The following is a 21,258-nucleotide window of genomic DNA, read 5'->3' on the forward strand; positions in this document are numbered from 1 at the left end:
ATGCACGCTCTAACTAACAAGCCACCCGCTTCACGGCTTTTCGCCTGCTTCAAGAGCTGGTAGCACGTGTGGACCACGTGTACCGGTCCCCCGTCGAGCGCGGAAGCGGATGGCAACTTACGACCGCGCTCCAGTCTGCCACGTTTCCGGCGCTTGTGCGTAGCGAGCTAACGGTTTCTTAACGCTTATGCGGATTTTGGCCAAACTTCCAGGAATTGTTCCGGGATTTCGCATTTGCACCACGCAGCCGAATTTGATTGCGTCCATCTTGCAAACGCGCATGTCCACGCCAATAAATGCGTCGATTTGCGCCGCCTTCTAGCGGGACCGTGCGGGGCTATCGTCCGACACGCCGGGGCAAAATGCGGCCTCACCCCAGGTACCCCCGCTACCCCCGGCATGACAGCCGTAGTATTTCACACGATGAACCCCAATGCAGCAAACCTCGGCACTGAGCTGCTGCAGGAACTCACCGAGGCCCTGCCGCGCTCGACGTGCACCCACGTGCGCCACGAACCGGCCCGCCGGTCCACCACAGCCGATTGGCCTGAGTGGGTTCACCCCGAGCTGGTGAGCTATCTCCAGGAGCAGGGGGTCAGCGCCCCCTGGGCACACCAGGTGGAAGCCGCGGACGCTGCCTGGCAGGGGCGGGACGTGATTGTCGCGACCGGGACGGCGTCCGGAAAATCCCTGGGTTACCAGCTCCCGATCCTCTCCGCCATGGCCCCAGCCGCACCCACCGCACCACCTCCCACCGCCCTTTACCTCTGCCCCACCAAAGCCCTCGCCCAAGACCAATGCGCCGCGTTGGCCCGGATGTGCCGGGGTGTTCCCGCGCTCAACGACGTCATGGTCGCCACCTACGACGGGGATACCCCCACCGAACACCGGCGGGCCATCCGCGACCAGGCGCGCATCGTGGTGAGCAACCCGGACATGGTACATGCCAGCATGTTGGGCCAATCGGCCAGGTGGGGGCGGTTCCTGCGGGGCCTGCGGTTCGTGGTGATCGACGAGTGCCACGCCTATCGGGGCATCTTCGGCGCCCACGTGGCCATGGTCCTGCGCCGCTTGCTGCGGCTGTCCGCCGACCCGGCGTCCCCCCAAAGCGGGCCGGTTCTTATCCTAGCCAGTGCCACCAGCGTGGACCCCGCGGAGCACGCCCGGCGGTTGACCGGCAGATCCCACATCCACGCGGTGACCTCTGATGCTTCCCCGGCGGGCCAGCGCACCATTGCCCTGTGGGAACCGGGCTTCCTGCCCGACAGCACCGGCGAGCACGGGGCCCCCGTGCGGCGCGCGGCGAACACGGAGGCCGCCGAGATCATGGGGCGCATCATTGCCCAGGGTGCCCGGACCATAAGCTTCGTCCGCTCCCGGCGCGGGGCCGAGCTGGTGGCGCTGGGGGCCGCCCAGCAGTTGTCCGCAATGGGTCGGGCCGGCGATGCCCAGCGAGTCGCCGCGTACCGGGCGGGGTATACCGCGGAGGACCGCCGGGATTTAGAGCGCCGCCTGGATGACGGGGATCTCCTGGGGGTGGCGGCAACCAGCGCCCTGGAGTTGGGCATCGACGTCGGCGGGCTGGATGCGGTCATCAGCTCGGGATTCCCCGGCACCATTGCGAGCTTTCGGCAGCAGTCGGGCCGGGCTGGGCGGCGCGGGCAGGGGGCCCTGGTGGTGCTGGTGGGGGCCGACGATCCAATGGATACCTACCTAGTGCATCACCCGGAGGCCCTGCTGGATCGGCCGGTGGAGAACACGGTCTTCGATCCGCGCAACCCCTATGTGCAGGCGGACCACGTGGTCTGCGCCGCTGCGGAGCGGCCGCTGGGGGAGGCGGAGGTGGCGCAGTGGGGAGCCGAGGAAACCGTCGCCGGGCTGATCGCCGCGGGAGTGCTGCGGCGGCGGCCGCGGGGGATCTTCGCCAATGCCACTGCCGCGGAGCAGGCTCACGCCCACGTGCAGATCCGCGGTGGCGCGGCGGATCAGGTGGCCATTGTGGAGCATGACTCGGCCCGGCTATTGGGCACTGTGGACCTCGGCCGAGCGGTGGGGGATGTGCACACCGGGGCGGTGTACGTGCACCAGGGGGAAACCTTCGTCGTGGATTCGCTGGATCTGGCCGAAAAGGTGGCGTGGGTGCGGGCGGAGTGCCCGGAATACACCACGGCGGCGCGGCGGGAAACGGATATCGAGGTGCTCGGGGCCCCGCGCCGGACGCACCAAGTGACTGCGGGTGTGTGGTTGGCCGATGTGGACGTGGCGGTAACCCACACGGTCACGGGGTACATCAAGCGCCTCCCGGGCGGGGAGGTGTTGGAGACGGTGCCGCTGGATATGCCGCCGAGCACCCTGGAAACGCGCGCGGTAGCGTACACGGTGGATCCGGATGTGCTGTTGGATCTGGGGTTGGTGGAGCCGACGTGGCCCGGGACCCTGCATGCCGCCGAGCACGCCGCGATTGGCCTGCTGCCGCTGATCGCTACGTGCGACCGGTGGGATATCGGCGGGGTCTCCACCGTGAACCACCCGGATACCGGCCTACCCACGGTTTTCGTCTACGACGGATATGCCGGCGGCGCGGGGTTTGCGGAGGCCGGATTCGAACGCTTCTCCCGGTGGATGCGGGCGACGGCGGAGGCGGTGGGGGGCTGTGAGTGCGACGCGGGTTGCCCCTCCTGCGTGCAGTCCCCGAAGTGCGGGAATGGAAATGACCCCCTGTTCAAACGGGGGGCCTTGGAGCTGCTGCGGTTTTTGGCTGGTCAGGCCGGTCCCGCTGCAGCGGCGGCCCGCTGAGTGCGGACCTGGACCTCGACCCGAATCACCTCCCCCTCGATCCGGCAGGATGTGGTGTGCCCGCCATTGCGCTCGGCAATGTGGGCGGCGATCCCACAGGCCTCCGGGTCCCCAGCCAGCAGTGATGCGGCCCCGGAGAGGGCGGCGGCATCTGCGGCGGCGGTTGCGGTGTGGTGGTCATTAATTTTTACGACGCCCCCAACCAGAACCAGGGTGAGAGCGATGACCCCGAGGATGGACCAGGCCCCGGTGACAGTGCTCATGGTCCCTCCCCCTCCACCGGCGGTTCTGCCACGATCTCCGTGTTGGCCGAAACGTCTGCCAGCGGTGCTGGCAGGGTGACCCGCACGCTGATGGTCTGCAGCCCGGAGCCCTTGAGGGTCTCCTGCTGGGACACCTCCACGCGCGCGTCGGCTCGCCGCTGAGTCACCCACCGACCAGCATCGCCACCGAGAGCGGCCGCCCGTGCCCCGTCGCGGGCTAGCGTCCGCGCCGAGGCCGCCGTCGCCAGCGTGGCCACCCCGGAGACCAGTAGCCCGGTCGTCACCGTCAGTGCACTGAGCACCATCGCCCCCTCCACGGTGTTCACCTTGTCCTCCTCCCTGTTTTCCCAGCCGCCGGGGTCCCCCGGGGCCGGAGGCGTTAGTGCTCGTTGAGCGCCCGTTCGAAGATCCCGGATAGTGCGCTCTCGACGGCATCGGAGGTGACGACGGTGTAGAGCAGCGCCCCGAGGGCTGCGGCGGCGACGCATCCGAGGGCGTACTCGATGGTGCTCATGCCCTCCTCATCGTGGAGGTGACGCCGAATGGCATCGATGAAGCGGTGCCGGATCCCCGGGGCGGCAAAGCGCTCCTGTAGGCCCTCGGCGATGACCGCCGGGGCCCCTGGGGTGGGGCGGTCGAGCTCCCGGAGCTGTTCCTCCGGATCGATGGTGTGCTGAGAGTTCTGCTCAAGTACTGCAGCAGTCATGGTGGAAAAGTCCCCCTTCTTCGAGTGTGGTTGTGCAATCAATGGATGATGGCTGGTCTTGCGTGCCCGCGGCGACTGATTTCCGACCAGCCGCAAGAGCGGGCATTTCTGGGTGTTCACAGCCCCGCCAGCCCGATGACCAGCGGGATGAGGCCGACGACGACGAAGGCCGGGAGGAAACACAGCGTGAGCGGAGCAGCCAACGCAATGAGCACCCGCTCTGCATTGGCCGTGGACGTATCCGCAGCCCGGCGACGGAGCCGCCCGGCGTGCAGGTGGACCCCTTCCGCCAGCGCGAAGCCGGACCGGGTTTGGTGGACCGCCTGGCGAGCGATAGGGCCATAGGAGCCGTCCTGGACGAGGGGTTCCCACGCCCGGGGGCCGGCCCCACTGGCCAGCAACGCGGCCACGGCCCCTTCCGGGGAAGATCGTTCTCCCTTCGCGGACGCATTCGCGCCGACACCTGCAGCGGCCATGGACCACGCCGTGGGCACGGTGGCTCCGGCGACGAGAGCCTCGGCAAACACGTCGAGGATTCGCGCCGCGGCGAGGTCCCTGTCCACCGGCGGGCCCGCTCGCCCGCCGACGCCCCCGAGGGCGCGCACGGTCAACGCCTCCGTCCACAAGACACCCCCGCACGCCAACAGCACGCCGACGAGCAACAGCAGGCAACCCAGTGCCGTGGACAACAACAGGCCCGCAGTGTTCAGTCCGAAGGATCCGCCGAGCAGCACTGCCCCCACCGGAAGCGCCAGGAGGACGATGACAGTCAACCGGGCCCCCGCCATTGCCGAGGCCGCCTTAGACTGATGCGCCAACTGTGCATCGAGATCCCGCACGTAGGCGTCGAGCAGCGGCGCCAGGGCCACCCCGTGGCGGCGGTTGAGCTGCCATAGCTCCAGGAGGTGCCGCACGTGCCCCTCGGCCCCCGCCTCGGGATCCCCTTCCGTGTACGCGGCGACCTGCCGGGGGTCTGCCCCCAGGCTGACTTCACTACCCGCCCGGCTCAGCACCCGACCCAACGCCGGGTCCTGGACGTGTTCGGCCACGGCTCCCAGGGCGTCGGCCGGTAGGGCCCCAGCGCCGACCTCCCGGGCCAGGGCGTCCACCGCCTCGCGCAGGTGGGCGAGGAAGGCCCGGGCCCGTGCGGCCTGGCGTATCCTGCGCCCGACTTGCCAACCGGTGAAACCCACGAGCATCAGGCACGAGGCCCATACCACCGGGATCATGGGTCCCCCACCTCCACCATGAGCTCCTCCCAGCCCGGCAGCGCGCGGCCGCACCACACCGTCTGCATCTCCATACCCCCGGCGATCGGCCGGAACCGCGCCACGTGGGTCAGCCGCCGCCCCTTGGGGGTCCTGGCCACGTGGATGAGAACATCTATCCCGTCCAGAACCTGGCGGGTCAAAGCCTCCCCAGGCATTTCCGCCATCGCGCCCAGCGCCATCAGGCGCCCCGGCACCGCCGCCGGATCGTTGGCGTGCACCGTCCCTGCACTACCGGCGTGGCCCGTGTTGAGGGCCACCAGGAGATCCGCAATCTCCGGGCCTCGGATCTCCCCCACCACCAGCCGATCCGGCCGCATGCGCAGGCACTGGCGCACTAGTTCCGTCATCCCGATCTCCCCTGCCCCATCCGCGTTGCCGCGCCGCGTCGCCAACCGGACCACATGCGGATGGGCGGGCATGAGTTCCGGTGTGTCCTCCACAATCACCGTGCGCTGATCAGGTGGAACTTCCGCGAGCAGGGCCGCCAGCAACGTGGTCTTCCCCGCCCCCGTACCCCCGCTGATCAGCAAGTTCTTCCGGGCGCTAACGATCGCGCGCAGCACCTGAGCCATCTTGGGCGTGGTGAGTTTGCGCTCGACCAACCCATCGAGACCTAGGGCGCCGCCAGACAGGACCCGCAGGCTGATACAGGTTCCCCGGGCCGCCGGGGGTGAAAGCGCCGCGTGCAGGCGGATCCCAGCAGCGGTTAATCCCACCGGCAAATCAGTGAGCACCCCGTCCGCAAAGGGGCATGCCTCGTCCAATCGGGCCCCGCAGGCTCCGGCCAACCGCACCGCGATGGTCCGCGCCTGCTCCGGGTTGATCACCACCCCCGTGTCCTCCATCCCCTGGCCCCGATCCAGCCACACTCGCCCATCCCCGTTGAGCACCACATCCGTCACGCCCGGCAGCCCCAGCGGAACCGCGAGCGGACCGAAGCCCAGGAATTCCCGCTGCAGCTCGCGGATCTGCTCCACAAGGGCCTGTCCCTCCGCTGGTCGGGTCAAGCGGGGGCGCACCTCCTCCAGCGCAGAGGCGATGTCGCCCACCCCCGGCCGCGTCCGCCCCCGCTTGGCCAGCTCCACCCGCACCGCATGGGTCAGCCGCTCGGTATCCCCCGGTGCGATTCTGGGCTCCGGCTGCTCTGCCTGCCGCCGGAAGGCCGCGATGTTCAACACCGAGGCCCCTAACGCGGCCCGGGTGCTCATACCCGCACCTCCAGTGAATCGCCAAGGACCTCTCCGAGGGCTTCCACCGCCGCCGAACCCAGGGCCCCGGACGTTAGGTCGAAGTCCCCCGCGTCCAGGGCAGCCTGCACGTACTCGTCATGGTCGATGACCCCCACCGGCGCCTGGTCCAGCATCATCGCCGCCATGGGGACGTCCACCTCTGCCCCTCCACCCCGGCGGTACTTGCGTCGCCTGGTCCCGGCCAACCTGCGCAGCACTACCTGCCCCCTCCCACAGGCCGGTACTGCCGCCACTGCGGACAGGTGGTCCAGCGCGGTGCGGGCGGCGTCCAAACCCGCAACGCTCAACGGCGCCACCAGTAACACCGCATCGGGCTGCACCATGCGCAGGACCTCCTCCTGCCATGCCCCCTCCCGCACCCGAACCCGGCCGAAGTCCACGACGATGGGCACCCGCTGGCGCAGCAACACCGGCAGGGTCCTGCGGATATCTGCCACCGTCCCGCCCCGGTTGCTGGCGATGGCCACGTCGTAGTCGTTGCCCCCAACCCAGGGCATCTGGTCGATTACTTCCTCCCCGGCGTCCGCGCCAATGTCCCGCAGCCGCCAACCCGGGTCCTGCTCCACCCCGGCCAGCAGGTCCAACCCCACCGACAGCGGGTCGGCATCCACCACCAGCGCCTCCTGCGACTGCGCCGAGAGGCATCCTGCCAGGGCCAGGGTGAACACGCTGCCCCCGGCACCCCCACACGCGGAAAAAACTGCCACCCGCGGCACATCCGCCGCCACGAGGTACTCCGCCAGGCTCACCGCACCCCCAGCGGCCAGGGGCGGGTCCCACTGGTCCACCCGGATCACCCGGGCGGCCCGCTCCCACCGCTGTTCCTCGCGGTCCGTGAGCACAGTCACCCCAGCCGCCGTTACGACCTCCTCGGGGCTGCACACCCGCCGCCCCGTCACCACTGCCACGAGCTGCGCCTCCTGGGCCAAACCGGGGTCCTCCACATCCACGATCAACGCCGCCCCAGCGGGACCGCTCGCCTTGTCTTTTCTCCCCATGGCCCACAGGTTCCCAGCCACCGGGCCCCCTGTCCCACCCCCACGCGCCGGGCCTGTGCACAACCGCCCACCCCGCCCCAACACTCGGCCCGCGCTGTGGAAAGGCAGCTTGGCCCTCAGCGTCGGCCCATGTTATCGGGGTACCGCGGCACCGGGGGCTACCATAAACGGCGTGACCCCACCGCCGCCGACCACCGAACCCCCCGCCGGGCAGCGCGTCCTCGCCGTCTTCGACCTGGACAAAACAATCCTGGACACCAGCGCCTCCCTGGCCTACCGCCGCCCCATGGCGCAACGCGGCCTCATCAGCACGGGGGAGGTTGTGCGGATGATGGCGTTGTTGGGCAACTACATGCTCACCACCCATTCGGAGGCGGCTATGGACGCCACCAAGAACGCGCTACTGAACATCATCCGCGGCCAAAGCACCTCCGCCCTGCGCAGCGTGGCCCAGGACGCGCTGCAGGAGGTCATCACCCCCTTCGTCTATGCGGAGGCCCGGGAGCTGCTGGCGCGGCACCGGGAACAGGGCCACAAGATCGCCATCATCACGGCCTCCGCGAGCGTGCTGGTGGAACCCATCGCAGCGGAACTGAAAGTGGACCACCTTATCGCCACGGAGCTGGAAGAAGTGGACGGGGTGTTCACCGGGGAGGTGCTGCACTTCAACCGCGGGAGCGCCAAGGTGGAGCGGCTCGCCGAGCTGGCGTTGACCCACGGCTATGCCCTGGAAGACAGCCATGCCTACACGGATTCAGCCACCGACCTGCCCCTGTTGGAAGCTGTGGGCCACCCCCATGCGGTCAACCCGGACCGGCCGCTGCGCAAGATTGCCGTGGAACGCGGGTGGCCCATCGAACAGTTCCGCCGCCCAGAACCGCTCTTTGAGCAGACGAAGGTCCTCGCCGGGGCTGGGGCCACGCTGGCGCTGCTGGGGGCTGTCGCCGCCGGGCTAACCGTATGGTTCCGCGGCCGGGAGGAAGAGGGCTAGGGCCGGGAGGCGTCCGCGATGGACTTGCCCTCCAAGGCGCCCTCGGACAACCCCTGGGCGTGGAAACAGATCCACGCCCCGACGGCTTCCGGGGTGCCTTGTGCGAAAGCCCGGGCTAAATCGCCGTACTCCCCCCTATGCCGGTTCCACCACACCTCTGGCACACCCAGTCCGCGCGGGTCCAGGCCGCTGGCGATCGTAGTCAACCGGGAGCAGGCCCGCGCGGTAACGCCATTGGCTCCCGCGAACGGGGCCAGGGCCAGCAATTCTCCGTGCACTACTGCGGAAAGCACCACTGCGCTGACGCGGCTTCCGCCGGTCAGCAGCGCTGCCAGCAATTTCAGCCGCCCGCCCGCTGCAGCCCACGGGCGGCCGGGAACGAGGAATTCGGAGCCCCCCTGCTCAGATCCCCGCGCTGCCAACTGGCGGAAGGCCGGATCCGACATCTCCGGGCTGGCCAAGGCGTTGATCTTGGCCATGATCTGCAAGGGGGCCCGGCGCCAGATCGTCTGCGTCTCCGTAGTTCCATCCGGCGCCAGCATCTCCGCCACGCGCAGGGACCCGGCCAGAATCGGGTCGGCCACCTGGCCGTCCTCCGGCAGGCGCACCGATCCCCCGTCGATCTGGGCGGAGGCTCGAGCCCCCCGCAGCACAGACTCGGCCCCAGTGACATCCCACCCCCGCAGGTTGGCGGGATGACGGTGTACCCGCGCCACGTAGTCGCTGGCCTCCTGCACGGCATCGGCGACCCCCGGTAGCTCTAACAGTGGAGCGAGCGGATCTGGCTGGTTACTGGGGGTGGCGACTGGCATGGGAATAGAATAATTCACCCTTGCGCGCAATTATCTGGACGGTCTGGCAAACTAGTGGGAGTCAATGGCGCGAAATCCCAGGAGAATACCCGTGAGCAACAACCATAGCGATGGTCTCTACACTGACCGCGATAGCTTTAACCCGCAGGTCAACGCCATTCCGCTGTCGGACGTCGATTCCCGCAGCCAGGGTCAGGGCAGCATCGCCGATCTGCTTAAGGATGCTTCCGCCCAGTTCTCCACGCTGGTGCGTACGGAGATCGAGCTGGCCAAGGCGGAGATTTCTGAGTCTGCGAAGAAGGCCGGAATCGGCGCTGGCCTCTTCGCCGCGGCAGCCGTCATCCTGGCCTACAGCTCTTTCTTCCTTTTCTTCACTATCGCCGAGGTGTTGCAGACCTTCATGTGGCGCTGGGCCGCGTTCCTCGTCGTCTTCCTGTTCATGCTGGTGCTCGTCGCCGTCCTGGCGCTCATCGGCCTGAAGCAGGTGAAGAAGATCAAGAAGCCCGAAAAGACCATCGAGTCCGTCAACGAGCTCAAGCAGGTCGTGCCGGCCAATAACAAGCAATTGTCCCGGGGCAAGGCCGGTCGCACCGAGAACGGGATGTACACCTAAGGGGTCAGTACTCCTCCCCTCCCCTGTAAACCCCTTCCCTTCCCCATTCGACCCCACTCGTAGACGTGACGAGCAGCCTGGAACCCGCCGCAGAACGCACCCCGGAGAGCATCTTCGTTCACTCCCGGGGTGTGCGTTTGCATCTCGCCGTCCAGGGCCCCCGAAACGCCCCGCTCCTGCTGCTCATCCACGGTTTCGGCGGGGGCGCCTTCGAGTGGCAGGAACTGCTGGAGCAGTTGCGAGGTGCCCACTACCGCATCGCTGCAGTGGACCTGCGGGGCACCGGCCGCTCAGATAAGACCCCGCGCGGGTACGACCTCACCACCGCCGCCAGCGACATGGCGGGCGTCATCCGCGGCCTCGGCTATGCCCGAGCAATTGTCGTGGGCCACGGCTACGGCGGCCTCGTCGGCTGGACCCTCGCCGCCCACGAACCGGCGCGCGTCTCCTGCCTGGTCACCCTCAGCGCACCCCACCCGGTGGTGCAGGCCCAAAAGATCCTCACCCAACCGGTAGCGCACTGGTCCCAGCTATGGCCCAACCTGTACGTACAGCTACCCAAGGCCCCGGAAAAGACCCTGCTGAAGGACGGCGCCGCTGCTGCTGAGCGCTACTTCCGCGCCCGCGTGGCCCCCGGCTTTCGGGACACGGAGCTCTACCGCCGCCATGCCGAGCTGCGCCGCGAGGCCATGCTGGTGGACAAGGTGGCCCATACCTCCTGTGAGTACCGGCGGTGGACCTTCCGCTCCCGATTCCGCCCGGAGGGGATCAGCTTCGACCGCAGCTTCCCCCGCCGCATCGCAATCCCGGTGGTCTGCGTCAACGGGAGCATGGACCCGGCGTACACCGCCGCCGCTGCCCGGCGGTCCGCCCACCGCGGCGGCCCTGGCTCCCGCGCCGAGCTGCTCTACGGCGTGGGCCACTTCCCCCACATCGAGGATCCCCAGGCCGTGGCGGAGATCCTGCAGCGCGCCGTGGCCGCCGCCGACGCAGACTAGCCGTTCACGCAGGCCCCGGTCCCCACGGCCGCCCGATACTGACTGAGCTGCCCCACCTGGCTATCCACTTCCTCGCGCGTCAGGGCGTAACCGGTGCCATCCTCGTTGGCATCCGCCCCGAAGATGAGCCCCAGAACATGCCCTTCCCCATCCACCAGGGGACCCCCTGAATTGCCGTGCTGAACGGTGGCCCGCAGGGAGTAGGCCTCCCGGTCCACCCTGCTGTTGGCGTAGATGTTGGGCCCGGAGACCACGAACTTCTCCCGCACCCTCGCCGGGGTAGCTGTGAAGGGGCCGCCCAGGGGATACCCGAGCACGATGGCATCCTGCCCAGCCTGCGCATCCGCCTCCGACCATTGCAACGGCTGGAGGCCCAGCCCCGGCGCGCTGAGCAGCGCGATGTCGTGCTGCGGGTTGTACATGGTCACGGTGGCATCCACCCGCCCGTTCACCGTGGAGAGCTGTACCTTGTTGGTGCCCGCAACGACATGCGCGTTTGTCATCACCGTGTTGGGCGCCACCACAAACCCGGACCCCTGCAGTAGGCGACTGCACTGGTCCGCCTCGCCGATGACGTGAACCACGCTGGGACCCACGGCGGCCACGACAGGATCGGCGCTGAGGGCGGAGTTGGGCGCATCCACCTGCCGTTGTGGCATTTGGTTGAAGGGGTCGCTGATCACCGGGAAACCGGAGGCATCGATGAAAGAGTGCACGCGCGCCGGGACGTTACGGATGAATTGGGGCGTGGCCCGCTCCACCCCGGAGAGCACGGCGGATCCCTTGAGGGACTGGCTGAAATGGTTGGAGTCCCGCGCTGCCACCGGGGCCAGCACGAGCCACACGACGACGAGCGTGGTCACCACGTGAACGATGGAGCCCAGCAACGAATCCACCCCCGCCGCACTCGTTGTGCGCAACCGTTGGCGCAGCCACGCACCGATGGCGGAGCCCAGGGCATACCCCACCAGGACAAACCCGAGGATAACCCCGAGGGCCAGTAGAAAACGCCACCCCTCCCCCGCGTCCGCCTCGGCCCCATCTCCCCCGCTCGCGCGGTCCACGAGCCTGAGCACGACGGGAATGGCCCGCACACCTACGAAACCGCCGGCCAGCACCCCAGCCAGGCTGAAACCCGCCACGCTCCCGCCCTGCCGCCACCCTGCGACCACGGAGGCCAGGATGAAGAGGAGAAGCACCACGTCGATGACTGCGGACCCGCTCATGGGGCACCTCCGGTCTCCCCGGCGGCCCGGAACTTTGCCGCCATGTGGGCCAGCGCCTCCTTGTTGGCGGACTTGCGCAGCACCTCCAGCAGATCCCGCGTCGGCTCTGCCGCCCACGATTGCTCCCACCCGGCCACCTGCAGCACGGCGGTAAGCACCCCGGCGGTGAAACCCCACAGCACCATGCCCTCGACGTCGAAGGCCGGCCCGGACCACCCGGCGAAGCCCACGGTGTAGCGCAGCCGGGGGTCCACGAGTCGGCGCAGAGGATAGGCCTGCACCCAGTCGTTTTCCGGGGATGCCGGGTGCACCTTCCCCGGCCGCGCCCAGTAGGCCAGCACGGGGATGACCGCGAAGTTGCTGCGGTCGATGTACACCGGTTGGAGGACTGCCAGCGGCTCCACACCGGAGGTGTCCAGCCCGGTTTCCTCCTCCGCTTCCCGCAGGGCCGTCTCCACGGGCCCGGCGTCCTGCGGTTCCCACCGCCCGCCGGGGAAGGCCATCTGCCCGGAGTGGTTGCGCATCGTGGGGGCCCGGTGGGTCAGCAACAGGGTGGCCTCCGGGGGAAAGGGCTGCTCCGGGGTGGGGTCGAAGCCCTTAGGCCCGCCGATGAGCAGGAGCACAGCGGAATAGCGCGGCGGGGTGCCGTCCGGCCCGGTCTCGGGGACAATCCGGGCCGGTTCGTTGAGCCGATCGTGGATGTTGCCCTGCCGGGCTGCGGTGGCGAAGTCACGTAGCCAGGGCGGAATTTGGCTGGGTAGGGGCGGCTGGTCGGCGGCCGCGCGCCGCCATTGGTCCAGCGTGTAGAGGGGGGATGTCATGGTGTGCAGTGGTGGTTTTCTCGGTTCGGCTGTAGGCGGTCGGGCTCGCGGACAAAGGGGCAAGGCGGGCTAACCCAGGGCCTCCTGCACTGCTTTTTCCAGCTCCTCGTAGGAGGTGAACGGCCGCATCTCCATCTTCGCCTCGGATCCGTCGGCCCGGTACACGATGGTCAGGGGCACCACGCCCGGCAGGCTGGCCTGGCGGGGGAATTCCTTTTTGGCGTCCTGGTAGGAGGCCAGGTGGGTGATGTGGAGGTCTGTCATCTTTTGGACGCCCGCCTCCGCAGCCGGATCCGCGTGAAGACCCACGACATTCCATTCGGGGTGCCGCTCGGCCAACGTGTTCACCAGGGGCAGCTCCTTCTGACACGGACCGCACCACCAGGCCCACACGTTGAGCACCGTCGGCTTGCCGACGAGGTGTTGGCTGAGGGTTTTGCGGGCCGAGTTATCCCCGCTGTCCGTCAGGCAGGGCAGGGACGTTTTTTGCAGGCCCACGGCCACGGTGGTGCTGGCGGGGCCGTCCGGATCCGGTGCCCCAGGGGCCACGCCTGGGCAGGCGATGGGGGTGTCCAGTACCGGGATTGCGGGGTCTGGTGTGCGCTGCGCGGTGCTGGTGGCGTCCACAGCAGAAGACGAGCCACCGACCACCCCAGGGGCCGCGGCGGGGGAATCCGGCTGTTCTCCCAACCACGCCGCCACCAGCGGAATCGCTGCGACGGCGAGGCCGACCACCACGGTGAGCACCAAGATGATCCGGCGGGAGCGGTCCGCCTCCGGGGCGCGGGAAGTCTTGGTCATCACTGCTCAGCTCCTTCAAAACCCGCCAGGGATAACAGGTGCTCCCGATCCGCAGAGGTGATCAACCGCATCGCGGCCTCCGGGTCAGCCGGGCCGACCATCCCGAAGCTGGGGCACTGCCGGGCCAGGAAGCAGGCGCCACAGGCCGCCCGGCGGGAATGGCAGATTCGGCGGCCGTGGAAGATCGCCCGATGGGAGAACACGGTCCAGTCCCGGCGCTCGATCAACTCTGCCAAGTCCTGCTCCACCTTCACCGGATCCTCCTGGCGCGTGAGCATCCACCGGCGGGATAGCCGCCCCAGGTGGGTATCGACCGTCAATCCGGGGGTGTCAAAAGCATTGCCCAAGACCACGTTCGCGGTCTTGCGGCCGACCCCGGGCAGCTTCACCAGATCCTCCAGGCGCCCCGGCACCACCCCGCCGTGGCGCTCCTCGATGGCCCGGCCAAGGCCCATGATGCTCGTCGCCTTCGACCGGAAAAAGCCGGTAGGCCGGATGAGGGCCTCCAGCTCCTCGCGCTGGGCTGCGGCATAATCTGCGGCGGTCGGGTAGCGCAGGAACAGCGCCGGGGTCACCTGGTTGACCCGCACATCCGTGCACTGGGCGGACAGGACCGTGGCCACCAGCAGCTCTAGCGGGTTACTGAAGTTCAACTCCGCCTCCGCCCTGGGGTAGGCCTGGGCCAGCAGGCGGCTAATTTTCCGGGCACGGCGCTTCGTGCCCAGGGGGGTTTCCCGGCCGAGGGCGGCGATGTGGCGCCCGGGCTTGGGCAACCGGGGTTCGAGCGGAGCGGGCATGCAGACCACTCTAATGCCCGCCACGCGGGGCACCCGGACTCCCCCACGCTGCTGCAGAGTGTCTACTTACCTGGGGTTCAGCAGTTTTGTGGGACATGCTAAGCACTCAACGGGCGCCGGAACACTAGACTAGTGCCGTAAAACTAGCTGGCTGCGGTGGCCCGGCCCGCCGCACGCCCGCGTTTTTCATCAGCGGAAGTGAGCCGAAGACATGCCTGAAACCCCCGAAATCCTGTCCCGCGCGGGCATTTTTCAGGGAGTCGACCCCGGGGCCGTGCGCTCGTTGATCGAGCAGCTAGATTCTGTGAAGTTCCCCCGCGGCACGACCATTTTCAACGAGGGCGAGCCCGGAGACCGGCTGTACATCATCGTCAGCGGCAAGGTGAAGCTCGCCCGGCACGCCGCCGACGGGCGGGAGAACCTGTTGACGGTCATGGGCCCCTCGGACATGTTCGGGGAGCTGTCCATCTTCGACCCCGGTCCGCGCACCTCCTCCGCCGTGTGCGTGACGGACGTGCGGGCCGCGACGATGGATTCCGCCATGCTCCACGCGTGGATCGGGGCGCACCCGGCAATCTCCGAGCAGCTCTTGCGGGTGCTGGCCCGCCGCCTGCGCCGGACGAACAACTCCCTGGCGGACCTCATCTTCACCGACGTGCCCGGCCGCGTTGCCAAGGCCCTGCTACAGCTAGCCAATCGCTTTGGCACGCAAGAGGGCGGGGCGCTGCGAGTGCATCACGACCTAACCCAGGAGGAGATTGCGCAGCTCGTGGGGGCTTCCCGGGAGACGGTGAACAAGGCCTTGGCCGAATTCGCGCAGCGCGGGTGGATCAAGCTGGAGGGCAAGGCCGTGGTCATCTCCGACACGGAGCGCTTGGCTCGCCGCGCCCGCTAGCGGGGAACGCTACTTCTTTTGCAGGAAACGCAGGGTCACGCGCGTGGACTGGGCTGCGGCGTCCCGCAGGACCGGGTCCACGTCGGTGTAGATGTAGTCCACGATTTCGGAGACGTCCGCGTCGTCCCCGAGCTCCGCCAGCGCTTGTTTGACCTGCTCGAGGCGCTGCTCCCGCCGGTCAATGTAGCGCTGAGCGATTTCTGCGGTGTTCGGCTGATCCGGCCCGTGCCCGGGCAGCAGCGGCACGTTAGAACCGCGATCCCGCAGGGTGGCCAGGGTATCCAGGTAGGCGCCAAGGTCCCCGTCCGTTTCGGAGATCATCGTGGTGTGGCGCCCGGCGATGGTGTCCCCGGTGATGATGGCTTCCACATCCGAATCATCCGTTCCCCCCTCGGAGTGGATGAAGAAGCTCACGCTGTCCGCAGTGTGGCCGGGCGTGTGGACCACCTCGATGGTGGGGGTCAGCCCCTCGAAGGAGATGATCTCCCCATCCTGCAGCGGCTCCGCCCCGCCATAGCAGTACTGCTTGTCAAAGGCCCGCACCTGCACCCCGGAGATCTGGCGGAAGCGGTGGGCCCCGCCGGCGTGGTCGTGGTGGCGGTGGGTGAGCAACACGACGGCGATGTTGGCGGGGTTTTCCTCGTCGGGGCCGGTGGCCTTGGACCACAGCACGTTGAGGTGCCCTTCATCCTGCGGACCCGGATCGACCACCACGGAGACGGAATCGCCTTCGCCGCGCAGGACCCAGGAGTTGGTGCCCTCCAGCGCCGCGTAGCTCGGGTTGGGGGCCAGCACAACCCCCGCATTGGCTGTGACCGGTCGCAATTGGCTGTACGCAGGATGTTTCATGGGGTCCAGTGTACGACTCACCGGGGGCTTTCGTCGTTACTTGGCGCTGTGGCGGATCTGGGCCATGACCTCGATTTCCACAGGGGACCCGAGGGGCAACTCGGCCACGCCCACTGCGGCGCGCGCGTGGGTACCGGCGTCCCCAAAAATGTGCCCCAGTAGGTCGGAGGCCCCGTTGACCACCCCGGGTTGCCCGCCGAAGCCCGGCGCGGAGGCCACGAACCCCGTGACCTTGACGATGCGCTCGATGTTGTCAATGCCCGCGAGGTCGTCGATTGCGGCGAGGGCGTTCAGCGTGGCGGTTCGGGCGAGGTCGTAGGCTGCTTCCGCGGTGACCTCCGGGCGTGCGGCGGCGGGGGCCTCCGGTGTGTTCTTGGGGACGCCCACAAGCCCCGTTGCGGGCAGTTCCCCCGCAATGAAGGGCAACTGACCCGAGGTGTAGACCATGTCCCCCACCTGCACGGCCGGAACATAGGCGGCGACGGGGGCGGCGACGGTGGGGAGGGCGATTCCCAATTCCGCGAGGCGCTCGGAGGGGACAGGGGATCGCTGCGGGGAAGAGTCAGTGGACATGTGCAAGACCAGTCCGTTACTGAGCCAGTTCGCGCTTGAGGTACGCGACGTGCTGCTCACCGGTGGGGCCGGGAAGTACGGAGACCAGCTCCCAGCCGTCCTGGCCCCAGGAATCAAGGATTTGCTTGGTGGCGTGCGTGAGCAGCGGAACGGTGGCGTATTCCCAGTTAGTCATGCCTGTGGAGTATAGCGGCGCGGCTTAGGCCACGCCCTCCCGCTGGTGCCGGGCCTCCAGTTGGGCGGCGAAGAAGTCCGCCCAACTTTCCACGTCGGGGTGCTTACGCAGCAGCGCGCGGCGTTGGCGCTCCGTCATGCCGCCCCACACGCCGAATTCCACCTTGCTATCCAGGGCATCTGCGCGGCACTGAAGCACCACGGGGCAGTGGCGGCAGATCGCCACCGCTTTGCGCTGGGCCGCGCCGCGGACAAACAGCTCGTCTGGGTTGACGTTGCGGCAGTGGGCCCGGGTTATCCAGTCGCCCCGGTTGGCGAAGGATTCGCGAGAGGTCACTTGGTTCACGTGCAGCGTGGTGGGGGCGGCTGCGGGGCGAGCAAGCGATGCGGTCATGGTGGGTGTACCTCCAAAAAGGGGGAAACGGTGGACCGGAAAGGATAGGGAGCACGGGGGCTGCTGCGACTCCCTGGGCCGAGAAAACGCTCTATGTGATCTCGGTCACGGCTTTGCGGGTAATGCTAACCGGCATGGCGGCGGAATGTCGAATAGATCACACTATGAGGGTACGGGCCCTGCGACACCCGGGTAGCGCCAGCTAGCTGGTAGTAAGCCCGAAACATACACATGTTTCTATTTGGTATCTAAACAGATTTTGTTCAGATTTTAAAACAACTTCGCAGGTCACCGGCGGCCCAACAACTGTTCTGAGAGACTCACGCCACCCCCACCCAACGGCAGTCGGGCCGGCCACTTTCAGCACCCGCCTGCGGACCGATTTGGGCCGCCCAAATTACCCCCGTTACTACCCCCTCTAGCCCCCGCAACGGCGGGAATGAACCCGGCGTCGCTGGGGTTGGAAATAGTGTTCTCGGTGTCCCGAGGGTCAGCTAGGGTGTTGGGGGTGGACAAAGAGCAGGCCCTCCGGAGACTGACCGCGGCAATCCTCATTGCGGGGACGCTCGTGGCCATTTCCCTGCTTCCGCTCGTCGTGGCCGGGGCGGCGGTGGTGAACACCTCCGCGCAGACGATGAACAGCAATCTGGACGACATCACTAGCAACTCCTCGTTGCCCCGCACCACCACCGTCACGGACCGCGACGGCCAGCCGATTGCGTGGATTTACGACCAGCGGCGCACCCCAGTCACCCCGGATCTCATCTCCGATCAGATGAAGAAGTCCATCGTCGCCATCGAGGACCGCCGGTTCTATGAGCACAAAGGGGTGGACGTGCGGGGTTCCGTCCGCGCCCTCGTGGCCAACCTGTCCAGCGGCGGCGTGGAGGAAGGCGCCTCCACAATCGACCAGCAGTACGTCAAGAACTACCTCTATCTCATCTCCGCCGATACCGAGCAGGAACAAGCCGCCGCCATCGAGACCTCGATCCCGCGCAAGCTGCGCGAGATGAAGATGGCCTCCGAGCTGGACCGCACCTTTGGCAAGGACGAAATTCTGGCCCGGTACCTCAACCTCATCTCCTTCGGCCACGGGGCCTTCGGCATCGAAGAGGCCTCCCAGACCTACTTCGGCATCAGTGCCGTAGACCTCAACTCCAGCCAGGCTGCGCTGCTGGCCGGGGTGGTTCAATCCACCAGCGCACTGGACCCCTGGGCCAACCCGACCGGGGCCACGGAACGGCGCAATCAGGTTCTGCAGGCACGCGTGACCGCGGGCACCCTCACCCAGCCCGAAGCTGACCAACTGGCCAAGGAACCGCTCGGCATCCTGGACAAGCCCGGCGGCCATCCCAACGGCTGCATCGGCGCGGGGGGAGCGGGGTTCTTCTGCGACTACGCCCTCGGTTGGCTCAAGGACCAAGGCTTCGACCAGGAGAAGATCTCCCGCGGCGGTTACACCATCAAGACCACCCTGGACCGCGAGGCCCAGCGCCGCGCGGAAGCGGAAGCCGCCGCGAAGGTCAGCCCCACCCAACCCGGGGTCGCACAGGCCACCAACTTCATCACCCCCGCCAAGGATTCCCATGAGGTCGTAGCCATGGCATCCTCCCGGGCCTATGGGTTGGACACGAACCAGCAGCAAACCGTCATGCCGCTAACCCACTCCCTCCAGGGCCATGGGGCCGGGTCCATCTTCAAGGTTTTCACCGCGGCCGCTGCCCTAGAACAGGGAATGGGCCTCGACAGCATGCTTGCCGTACCCAAGCGGGTGGAGATCGAAGGCATGGGCGACGGGGGAGCGCCCAACTGCCCCGCCGGCAAGTACTGCGTGGAGAACTCCGGCCCCTACGCCGGGGCAATGTCCCTCCGCCAAGCCCTGGCGACCAGCCCCAACACGCCATTCGTGAACATGCTCAAGGAAACCGGCGTGAACCGCCCCGTGGACATCGCGGTGAACCTGGGGCTGCGCTCCTACAAGGCGCCGAAGACCTTCAACGACCAGTACTCCATCGCGGACTACGTGAAGACCACGAAGCTCGGCTCCTTCACCCTAGGTCCCACCGCTGTGGATCCCCTGGAGCTGGCGAATGTTGCCGCCTCCCTCGCCGACCACGGCCGGTGGTGCGAACCGAACCCCGTTCTCAGCGTGACCGGACCGGAAGGCAATGAGGAGAAGATCAAGCGCAAGCCCTGCGAACAGGTCCTGGCCAAACCAGTGGCGGATGCCCTGGCCAACGGTCTGGCCGGGGATGCCACAGGCACCGGAACCGCCGCCGGTGCCGCCGGGGCAGAAGGGTGGAACGGCCCCATCTCCGCGAAGACCGGCACCACGGAAACCAGTTTCTCCTCCGCATTCATGGGCTTCACCCCCCGCTGGGCCGGCGCCACCTACATCTTCAACGACGGTGGCACGCCCTCTCCCCTGTGCTCCCGCCCGGTACGCCAGTGCGGGAACGGCGACCTCTTCGGTGGAGAGGAACCCGCCCGCACCTTCTTCGCCGTATCCCGGGACATGGCCGGGAAATACGGCGGAGGCGGACTACCCCCGGTGGATCCCAAATACCTAAAAGGTAATGGGCGGTTCGATAACATCGGGCCGCCCCGAGACCGCCGCGACCTCTTCGGAACTCCCCTACCCCTGCCCGGCTTCGGGCCCCGCACCGGGGACCAAGCCCCCAACCTGCAGGATCTCGCCAACAACGTAGAGGACCTGGTCAACCAGTTCCTGCACCGCTGATACCCGCCGCCTCCGCCCCCGGGCCCAACCCACCCCGGCCGCTACACTCGCAAGGGTGAGTAGATCGCCCCAACCTCGACCCACCCGCCTGAACCCACTGCTCCGCACCGCCGGGGTGGGGATGGCGGCGGCAACGAGTGTGCTCCTGGCGTCCAATAGAGAAATCCGGCAATTCGAGCTACACGAGGTGACCGTCCCCCTCCTCGCCCCCGGGACGCTGCCGCGGGACTGGGCCTCCCTGCGCATCCTGCACCTCTCCGACCTGCACATGCTGGATAGCCAACACGCCAAACAGGACCGGGTTGCGGCCCTGGATGCCCTAGAACCGGATCTCGTAGTGAACACGGGGGACAACCTCGGGGAGATCCAGGCCGTGCCGGCGGTCCTGCGCGCCCTGGACCCGCTGCTGAACCGGCCGGGGCTGTTCGTCTTCGGCTCCAACGACTACTGGGCCCCCCGCCCCGCAAACCCGGTCAACTACCTCATCGGCAAGAAACGGGAGCACAGCGACGTGGAGCTGCCGTGGCGCGGGATGCGCGCGGCCTTCATCGAACGCGGATGGCAGGACGCGACCCACCAGCGCTTGGAATTCAGCATCGATACCCACGCGGTGGGACTGGATCAACCCAGCCGCATCAAGCTCGCCGCCGCCGGGGTGGACGACCCCCACTGCGACCAGGATGATTACGACCGCATCGTCGGCCACCCCAACCCCGAAGCGGACCTTGCCCTGGCCCTCAGCCACTCCCCGGAGCCACGCGTGCTGGACCGTTTTGCCTTCGACGGCTACCAGCTCGCCCTGTGCGGGCACACCCACGGCGGCCAGCTCTGCCTGCCGGGCCACCGCAGCATCGTCACAAATTGCGGAATCGACCGGGCCCGCGCGTGGGGTTTGTCCCGCTGGACCGAGCGCATGTGGCTGCATGTCACGAACGGCCTGGGTAACTCCAAGTACGTGCCCTTCCGCACCTTCTGCCGGCCCTCGGCGACCCTCATCCACGTCACCGAGCGGCCCGGCCCCCACAGCTAGCCGCCCCCAAGCCGCACAGGGGTTTTGCTCCCGCTTGATGCGCCCGGCTATAGTGTTCCCCTGTGCGCTCGACGGCGGATGGCGCATGTCCCGCCGGGCCCAAGCTTGTGGTCAACCAGGGCGCGCGCGAAAAAATTCACGGGGTATGGCGCAGCTTGGTAGCGCGCTTCGTTCGGGACGAAGAGGTCGCAGGTTCAAATCCTGTTACCCCGACCATTAGCTTCAACGCGTACGTCGAGCACACGGGGGGCTCGCCGCCG

22 protein-coding genes and 1 tRNA gene are annotated in these 21,258 nt (G+C 67.8%); 8 read left to right on the forward strand and 15 right to left on the reverse strand.

The annotated features are described in order from the left end of the window. Positions 1-399: 399 nt before the first annotated feature. Positions 400-2,796, forward strand: coding sequence for a DEAD/DEAH box helicase (locus CHEID_RS09550; RefSeq protein ID WP_273661120.1), 2,397 nt, complete (start codon positions 400-402; stop codon positions 2,794-2,796). Here the strand turns inward: CHEID_RS09550 and CHEID_RS09555 are convergent. The 6 genes from CHEID_RS09555 to CHEID_RS09580 all read right to left on the reverse strand — a co-directional run bounded on the left by CHEID_RS09555 (position 2,763) and on the right by CHEID_RS09580 (position 7,284). Continuing rightward, positions 2,763-3,059 carry an Rv3654c family TadE-like protein gene (locus CHEID_RS09555; RefSeq protein WP_112770015.1) on the reverse strand — a complete coding sequence of 99 codons (297 nt, stop codon included), beginning with the start codon at positions 3,057-3,059 and terminating at the stop codon, positions 2,763-2,765. The two genes, CHEID_RS09550 and CHEID_RS09555, sit on opposite strands and share 34 nt — an antisense overlap. Then, positions 3,056-3,385, reverse strand: a complete 330-nt coding sequence (locus CHEID_RS09560) for a hypothetical protein (protein ID WP_112770016.1) — start codon at positions 3,383-3,385, stop codon at positions 3,056-3,058. Before CHEID_RS09560 ends, CHEID_RS09555 begins: the two co-directional genes overlap by 4 nt. A 53-nt stretch (positions 3,386-3,438) precedes the next feature. Beyond that, entirely contained in the window at positions 3,439-3,765 is a 327-nt protein-coding gene (locus CHEID_RS10600) for a DUF4244 domain-containing protein (RefSeq protein WP_420536375.1), read from the reverse strand. Positions 3,766-3,881: 116 nt separating this feature from the next. Further along, complete coding sequence (locus CHEID_RS09570; protein WP_112770017.1) at positions 3,882-4,994, reverse strand: type II secretion system F family protein; 1,113 nt, start codon at positions 4,992-4,994, stop codon at positions 3,882-3,884. Further along, positions 4,991-6,244, reverse strand: coding sequence for a TadA family conjugal transfer-associated ATPase (locus tag CHEID_RS09575; RefSeq protein WP_112770018.1), 1,254 nt, complete (start codon positions 6,242-6,244; stop codon positions 4,991-4,993). Before CHEID_RS09575 ends, CHEID_RS09570 begins: the two co-directional genes overlap by 4 nt. Continuing rightward, positions 6,241-7,284 (reverse strand): CpaE-like family protein, encoded by a 1,044-nt coding sequence (locus CHEID_RS09580; RefSeq protein ID WP_146743892.1) that lies wholly within the window; start codon positions 7,282-7,284, stop codon positions 6,241-6,243. Before CHEID_RS09580 ends, CHEID_RS09575 begins: the two co-directional genes overlap by 4 nt. A 172-nt stretch (positions 7,285-7,456) precedes the next feature. On the opposite strand from CHEID_RS09580, the gene CHEID_RS09585 reads away from it, so the two are divergent. Beyond that, the gene (locus tag CHEID_RS09585) at positions 7,457-8,275 is read left to right on the forward strand and encodes an HAD family hydrolase (protein WP_238599433.1); all 819 of its coding nucleotides are present in this window, start codon (positions 7,457-7,459) and stop codon (positions 8,273-8,275) included. Here the strand turns inward: CHEID_RS09585 and CHEID_RS09590 are convergent. Continuing rightward, positions 8,272-9,087, reverse strand: coding sequence for a Fic family protein (locus CHEID_RS09590; protein WP_112770308.1), 816 nt, complete (start codon positions 9,085-9,087; stop codon positions 8,272-8,274). The genes CHEID_RS09585 and CHEID_RS09590 overlap by 4 nt on opposite strands. 91 nt (positions 9,088-9,178) lie before the next feature. Between CHEID_RS09590 and CHEID_RS09595 the strand changes: the two genes are divergently transcribed. After that, on the forward strand, positions 9,179-9,700 hold the full coding sequence (locus CHEID_RS09595; protein ID WP_238599432.1) for a phage holin family protein: 522 nt from the start codon (positions 9,179-9,181) through the stop codon (positions 9,698-9,700). A 65-nt stretch (positions 9,701-9,765) separates the two neighbouring features. Continuing rightward, a complete protein-coding gene (locus CHEID_RS09600; RefSeq protein ID WP_273661124.1) occupies positions 9,766-10,698 on the forward strand; it encodes an alpha/beta hydrolase in 933 nt (310 codons plus the stop codon). Here the strand turns inward: CHEID_RS09600 and CHEID_RS09605 are convergent. The 4 genes from CHEID_RS09605 to nth form a co-directional block, all read right to left on the reverse strand. After that, entirely contained in the window at positions 10,695-11,924 is a 1,230-nt protein-coding gene (locus tag CHEID_RS09605) for a MarP family serine protease (RefSeq protein ID WP_273661125.1), read from the reverse strand. The genes CHEID_RS09600 and CHEID_RS09605 overlap by 4 nt on opposite strands. Beyond that, positions 11,921-12,745, reverse strand: coding sequence for an NUDIX hydrolase (locus CHEID_RS09610; protein WP_112770185.1), 825 nt, complete (start codon positions 12,743-12,745; stop codon positions 11,921-11,923). Before CHEID_RS09610 ends, CHEID_RS09605 begins: the two co-directional genes overlap by 4 nt. 69 nt (positions 12,746-12,814) lie before the next feature. Then, on the reverse strand, positions 12,815-13,546 hold the full coding sequence (locus CHEID_RS09615; RefSeq protein ID WP_112770184.1) for a TlpA family protein disulfide reductase: 732 nt from the start codon (positions 13,544-13,546) through the stop codon (positions 12,815-12,817). Then, on the reverse strand, positions 13,546-14,343 hold the full coding sequence (gene nth, locus CHEID_RS09620; RefSeq protein ID WP_112770183.1) for an endonuclease III: 798 nt from the start codon (positions 14,341-14,343) through the stop codon (positions 13,546-13,548). Before nth ends, CHEID_RS09615 begins: the two co-directional genes overlap by 1 nt. A 211-nt stretch (positions 14,344-14,554) precedes the next feature. On the opposite strand from nth, the gene glxR reads away from it, so the two are divergent. Beyond that, positions 14,555-15,238 carry a CRP-like cAMP-activated global transcriptional regulator GlxR gene (gene glxR, locus CHEID_RS09625; protein WP_112770182.1) on the forward strand — a complete coding sequence of 228 codons (684 nt, stop codon included), beginning with the start codon at positions 14,555-14,557 and terminating at the stop codon, positions 15,236-15,238. A 9-nt stretch (positions 15,239-15,247) separates the two neighbouring features. Here glxR and CHEID_RS09630 read toward each other — a convergent pair whose 3' ends face one another. The 4 genes from CHEID_RS09630 to CHEID_RS09645 are packed head-to-tail and all read right to left on the reverse strand — an operon-like array spanning position 15,248 to position 17,228. Beyond that, positions 15,248-16,087, reverse strand: a complete 840-nt coding sequence (locus tag CHEID_RS09630; protein ID WP_112770181.1) for an MBL fold metallo-hydrolase — start codon at positions 16,085-16,087, stop codon at positions 15,248-15,250. A 36-nt stretch (positions 16,088-16,123) separates the two neighbouring features. Continuing rightward, a complete protein-coding gene (locus CHEID_RS09635) occupies positions 16,124-16,660 on the reverse strand; it encodes a RidA family protein (protein WP_112770180.1) in 537 nt (178 codons plus the stop codon). Positions 16,661-16,676: 16 nt separating this feature from the next. Continuing rightward, positions 16,677-16,835, reverse strand: a complete 159-nt coding sequence (locus CHEID_RS09640) for a Sp36 family protein (RefSeq protein ID WP_112770179.1) — start codon at positions 16,833-16,835, stop codon at positions 16,677-16,679. Between the two features lie 24 nt (positions 16,836-16,859). After that, entirely contained in the window at positions 16,860-17,228 is a 369-nt protein-coding gene (locus CHEID_RS09645) for a WhiB family transcriptional regulator (RefSeq protein WP_112770178.1), read from the reverse strand. A gap of 508 nt (positions 17,229-17,736) precedes the next feature. Between CHEID_RS09645 and CHEID_RS09650 the strand changes: the two genes are divergently transcribed. From CHEID_RS09650 to CHEID_RS09660, 3 genes are all read left to right on the forward strand, one after another. Continuing rightward, complete coding sequence (locus tag CHEID_RS09650) at positions 17,737-19,968, forward strand: transglycosylase domain-containing protein (protein ID WP_337956026.1); 2,232 nt, start codon at positions 17,737-17,739, stop codon at positions 19,966-19,968. 121 nt (positions 19,969-20,089) lie between these two features. After that, a complete protein-coding gene (locus CHEID_RS09655; RefSeq protein ID WP_112769675.1) occupies positions 20,090-20,998 on the forward strand; it encodes a metallophosphoesterase in 909 nt (302 codons plus the stop codon). 139 nt (positions 20,999-21,137) lie between these two features. Beyond that, positions 21,138-21,214, forward strand: a tRNA-Pro gene (locus CHEID_RS09660). Positions 21,215-21,258: the final 44 nt, after the last annotated feature.

This window comes from Corynebacterium heidelbergense (genome assembly GCF_028609845.1).
In the GTDB taxonomy this organism is placed as follows: domain Bacteria; phylum Actinomycetota; class Actinomycetes; order Mycobacteriales; family Mycobacteriaceae; genus Corynebacterium; species Corynebacterium heidelbergense.